We start from the raw sequence: 4,784 nt of genomic DNA, 5'->3' as shown, positions 1-4,784 counted from the left end.
GCATCGAGCGCAGGCTTCGCCTGCGCAATCTAATTCTGGGGGTGGCTCGGAGGGGGCCCCTCCCCACGCCTTCGGCGTCGGGGGCCCGGCCCCCTCCGATGCTCGAGCGCAGGCTTCGCCAGCGCAAGCTGTTTTGGGGAGGAGGCTTCGGAAGGGGGGCAACGCCCCCCTCCAACCTTTCGCATCGAGCGCAGGCTTCGCCTGCGCAATCTAATTCTGGGGGTGGCTCGGAGGGGGCCGTCGCGGCCCCCTCCGATTCCTATGCCGGGGCAGGCGCTTCCTGGAAGCTCGGGCGGGTGTGAAGGATCCTGGCGATCTCCTCGCCGTCCAGCGACTCGCGCTCCAGGAGGGCCCGCGCCAGCGCGTGGAGCTTTTCCAGGTTCTCCGCGACGATCTGCCGAGCCTTAGCCGCGCACTCCGTGACGATCCGCTTCACCTCGTTGTCGATCAGGATCGCCGTCTCGTCGCTGTAGTCCTGATGACGCGCGAACTCCCGGCCCAGGAAGATATGCTCCTCCTTCTTCCCGAAGGTCAGCGGTCCCAGCTTTTCGGACATGCCCCACTCGCAGACCATTTTGCGGGCCATCTCCGTGGCCTTTTCGAGATCGTCGCCCGCCCCCGTGGTCTGCTGCTGGAGAACGATCTCCTCAGCCGCCCGGCCGCCCAGGAGGATCGTGATCCGGTTCACCAGGTAGTCTTTCGAGTAGTTGTACTTGTCGTCGAGGGGGAGCTGTTGAGTCAGCCCGAGGGCCCGGCCGCGCGGGATGATCGTGACCTTGTGGATCGGATCGGTACCCGGAAGGAAGTCGGCCACCAGCGCGTGCCCGCCCTCGTGATAGGCGATCGTCCGCTTCTCCTCGTCGCTGATGATCATCGAGCGCCGCTCGACACCCATCAGGACCTTGTCCTTGGCGTTCTCGAAGTCGATCATCTCCACGTACTTCTTGTTCTGACGTGCGGCGAGGAGGGCTGCCTCGTTGACCAGGTTCGCCAGGTCGGCGCCCGAGAAGCCCGGCGTCCCGCGCGCGAGGACCTTGAGGTCCACGTCCGGAGCCAGCTGGACCCGGCGCGCGTGAACGCGCAGGATCTCCTCCCGCCCCCTGACGTCGGGCCGCGGCACCACCACCTGCCGGTCGAAGCGGCCGGGACGCAGGAGGGCCGGGTCGAGCACATCGGGCCGGTTCGTGGCCGCGATCAGGATCACGCCCTCGTTGGTCTCGAAGCCGTCCATCTCGACCAGGAGCTGGTTGAGGGTCTGCTCGCGCTCGTCGTGGCCGCCGCCGAGACCCGCGCCGCGGTGCCGCCCGACCGCGTCGATCTCGTCCATGAAGATGATGCAGGGAGCATGCTTCTTCCCCTGCTCGAAGAGATCGCGGACCCGCGAGGCTCCGACCCCGACGAACATCTCGACGAAGTCCGACCCGGAGATGGAGAAGAAGGGAACGTTCGCCTCACCGGCGATCGCCTTCGCCAGCAGCGTCTTGCCGGTGCCCGGCGGGCCGACCAGGAGCACGCCCTTCGGGATCTTCCCCCCGAGCTTCTGGAACTTCTGCGGGTCCTTCAGGAACTCGATGATCTCCCGGAGCTCCTCCTTGGCCTCGTCTACCCCGGCGACGTCCTGGAACGTCACCTTGTTCTGCTTCTCCGAGATCAGCCGCGCCCGCGCCTTGCCGAACGAGAGCGCCTTGGCGCCGCCCCCCTGCATCTGGCGCATGAAGAAGATCCAGACGCCGATGAACAGGAGCATCGGGATCCACTGGAGCAGGATGGCGTACCAGGGGTTGCTGTCCGGCGGCTTGACGATGATTCGCACTCCGCGGTCGCGGAGCATCCGCACCAGGTCCGGGTAGTCGAGCGTGTAGGTCCGGAACGCGGAGCCGTCGGCGAGGCGTCCGTTCAGCATGTTCCCGCGGATCGTCACCTCTTTGACCTCGCCGGCTTCGACCTTGCGCAGGAAGTCCGAGAAGACGACGTCCTCCCGCGACGACTGGCTGGCGTTGTTGAACAGGTTGAAAAGCAGGATGACGATCAGCCCAATCACCATCCAGAGGGCCAGGTTCTTGTAGAACTGGTTCATCTGAGGGGCTTTCATGCTCCTGTCCCGGCGGCGCTTACCAAAGCATTATAACACAGGCAGTTCGGGCGACAAGGCGGCTAGGCCGCCGGGGGCCGCCGGGTCGGGTTCCAGGACCGCGATGTAGGACAGGTTCCGGTAGAGCCCCTCGAAGTCGAGCCCGTAACCGACCACGAAGTGGTTGGGAATGCTGAAGCCCAAGTAGTCGATCACGACTTCCTCTTCCCGTCGCTCCGCCTTGTCGAGGAGCGCGCAGAGCTTGAGGCTCCGGGGGTGGCGCGTCTGAAGGTTCCGCCTGAGGTAGTTGATCGTGCGTCCCGTGTCGATGATGTCCTCGACGAGGAGCACGTGGCGGTCCTCGATGCTGACCGACAGGTCGGAGGTGATCTTGACCACTCCGGAGGAACGGCTGCTCGTCCCGTAGCTCGACACCCCGATGAAATCCACGGTCGCCGCGATGTCGGTGGCGCGGATGAGATCGGCCAGGAAGATCACGGCGCCCTTCAGCACCCCGACCAGCAACGGGTCACGGCCGGCGTAGTCGCGGGCCACCGCCTTCCCGAGCTCGCGGACCCGTTCGGCGATCTCCTCCTGCGCGATCAGCACGCGTCCGAGGCGATGCGCCATCCCCCGGACTCCTACCGGGGCGCCAGGAAGGGCGTCAGCGCGCGCTCGCTCCCGAGCCGCTGCGAGACCTTCTCGGCTTCACTCCGGTTCGGGTAGCTCCCCACGCGCACGCGGTAGCGAACGCTTCCGTCCTGGCCGGTCGCCGTCGTGACGTAGGCGTGATAGCCCGCGGCTGCGAGCGACCGCTGGAGCGCCTCGGCCTGATCCCGACTCCGGTAGGCGGCGACCTGGACGGTCCACGGGTGGACCGCGACGCCCTCGCCGGGAGCCTTTCCCTCGGAGGGGGGCGTTGCCCCCCTTCCGAACCTCCCCCCGTCCGATTGCGCCGGCCGGACGGGTACCCAGGCGGGGTACCCACGCGAACGCGTGGGTCTCCCGGGTGCGCCTTGGGCTTGGGTGGGCGCTCGACCCGCGGCGCCCCCGGATAGCGCGCCCGCGGGCCCCTCGCTCGTCGGAGGTTCGTTCTTCGCCGGGACCGCCGGCTCAGGCTCTGTCAGCGTCGGAGGCTTCGCCTCGGCGGGCCCGCGCCCGCGCCTGGGCGGCGCCGGAGCCAGGGGCGCGGTGAGGGTCTGGTAGAAGGTCAGCTTCTCCTGGATCTGTGGCGGCTTCCCGACATCCCGGTCCTTGAGGCCCCGCGCTGCCGAGTGGGCCGGGCGCCGCTCCTTCTCGTGGCCCGGCGCCCAGTGGCGTCCCACGAGGAGACCCAGAAAGAAGGTCAGCGACAGGATGATCAGGGACGTGAGGACGAGCACGGCGCCCGGACGACGGCCGGGATGAACCCGGTGGCCGAGCGTCGCGCTGCGGGCCGGCATCACATCTTCTCCGGCGCCGACACGCCGAGCAGCTCGAGGCCGTTTCGGATCACCTGCCCCAGGGCCGCGGCGAGGGCGAGGCGCGCCTGGGTCAGCGCCCGATCGTGCGAGATCACGCGGTGCCGGTTGTAGTACGGGTGGAAGACCGCGGCCAGCTCCTGGAGGTAATAGGCGAGCCGGTGGGGCTCGAGCGTCCGAGCGGCACCGGCCACGACGTCGGGAAACTGCAGGAGCCGCTTGATGAGGGTCAGCTCCTCCGGGAGGACGAGCCGCGACAGGTCGACGCTCGCCCATTCGGGGACGGCGAGCTTCTGCTGCTTCAGGTGCTGGAAGAGGCTCGACACGCGCGCGTGGCAGTACTGGACGTAGTAGACCGGGTTCTCGGCGGATTGCCGTGTCGCTACCTCGAGGTCGAACTCGAGCGGGCTGTCGTGGCGGTGCGTGAGGAAGGTGAAGCGGGCGGCGTCCCGGCCCACCTCCTCGATCAGCTCCTCCATCAGGACGAACTCCCCTCGTCGCTTGGACATGCGCACTGGCTGGCCCCCTCTTAGGAGCGTTACCAGCTGGACGATGAGAACCTGGATGGCCTCGGCGGGCTTGCCGAGCGCGAGCATGGCTGCCTTGATGCGTGGGACGTACCCGTGATGGTCCGGCCCGATGAGGTCGATCAGCCTGTCCACGTCCCGGAACTTGAAGAGGTGGTAGGCGATGTCCGCCGCAAAGTAGGTCAGCTCGCCGTCGGATTTGACGAGGACCCGGTCCTCGTCGTCGCCGAAGCGCGAGGCGCGAAACCAGAGCGCACCCTCGGCCTCATAGACGAGGTCCCGCACCCTGAGAAGCTCGATGGTTTTCTCGGGGAGGCCGGGCTTCCGGATCTGGAGATCTTCGGAGACCCAGCGGTCGAACTCCGCGCCGTACTCCCTGAGCACGCGCTCCTGCTCTTCTCGGATCCGACGGACAGCGTACCGGCCGAACTGCTCCAGGCGGATTGCCTCGGGCTCGGAGAGCGAGCGCGACCCCTCCTCGGCAAGGTACTCCCGGGCCAGGTCCACCAGATACTCGCCCGGATACCCTTCCTGGGGAAGCTCAACGACTTCCCCCAGGGCCTGGCGGACGCGCGCTTCCAGGGAGCGCGCCAGCATCGTCGCCTGATTGCCGGCATCATTGACGTAGTATTCGGTGAAGACGGCGGCGCCCTGGGAGCGCAGGATGCGCGCAAGGGCATCGCCCACAGCCGCGGCCCGGGCGTTGACGATCACCAGCGGGCCCGT

4 protein-coding genes are annotated in these 4,784 nt (G+C 67.8%); all 4 read right to left on the bottom strand.

The annotated features are described in order from the left end of the window. Positions 1-259: 259 nt before the first annotated feature. A complete protein-coding gene (locus HY726_06530) occupies positions 260-2,077 on the bottom strand; it encodes an ATP-dependent metallopeptidase FtsH/Yme1/Tma family protein (GenBank protein ID MBI4608642.1) in 1,818 nt (605 codons plus the stop codon). A gap of 45 nt (positions 2,078-2,122) precedes the next feature. Further along, entirely contained in the window at positions 2,123-2,701 is a 579-nt protein-coding gene (gene hpt / locus HY726_06525) for a hypoxanthine phosphoribosyltransferase (GenBank protein ID MBI4608641.1), read from the bottom strand. Between the two features lie 11 nt (positions 2,702-2,712). Beyond that, positions 2,713-3,513 carry an SPOR domain-containing protein gene (locus tag HY726_06520; protein MBI4608640.1) on the bottom strand — a complete coding sequence of 267 codons (801 nt, stop codon included), beginning with the start codon at positions 3,511-3,513 and terminating at the stop codon, positions 2,713-2,715. After that, positions 3,513-4,784: arginine--tRNA ligase (locus HY726_06515; protein ID MBI4608639.1), on the bottom strand; the 1,272-nt coding region annotated here is incomplete at its 5' end. The genes HY726_06520 and HY726_06515, both read right to left, overlap by 1 nt.

The sequence above is a fragment of the Candidatus Rokuibacteriota bacterium genome, from assembly GCA_016209385.1.
Taxonomy (GTDB): domain Bacteria; phylum Methylomirabilota; class Methylomirabilia; order Rokubacteriales; family CSP1-6; genus JACQWB01.
Note: the sequence above shows the minus strand (reverse complement) of the source record. Positions and strands in the feature narration are given on the sequence as shown.

Coding starts and splice junctions, on each gene's coding strand:
- HY726_06530 (MBI4608642.1), bottom strand. CDS start 2,077: ATGAACCAGTTCTACAAGAACCTGGCCCTCTGGATGGTGATTGGGCTG.
- hpt (MBI4608641.1), bottom strand. CDS start 2,701: ATGGCGCATCGCCTCGGACGCGTGCTGATCGCGCAGGAGGAGATCGCC.
- HY726_06520 (MBI4608640.1), bottom strand. CDS start 3,513: ATGCCGGCCCGCAGCGCGACGCTCGGCCACCGGGTTCATCCCGGCCGT.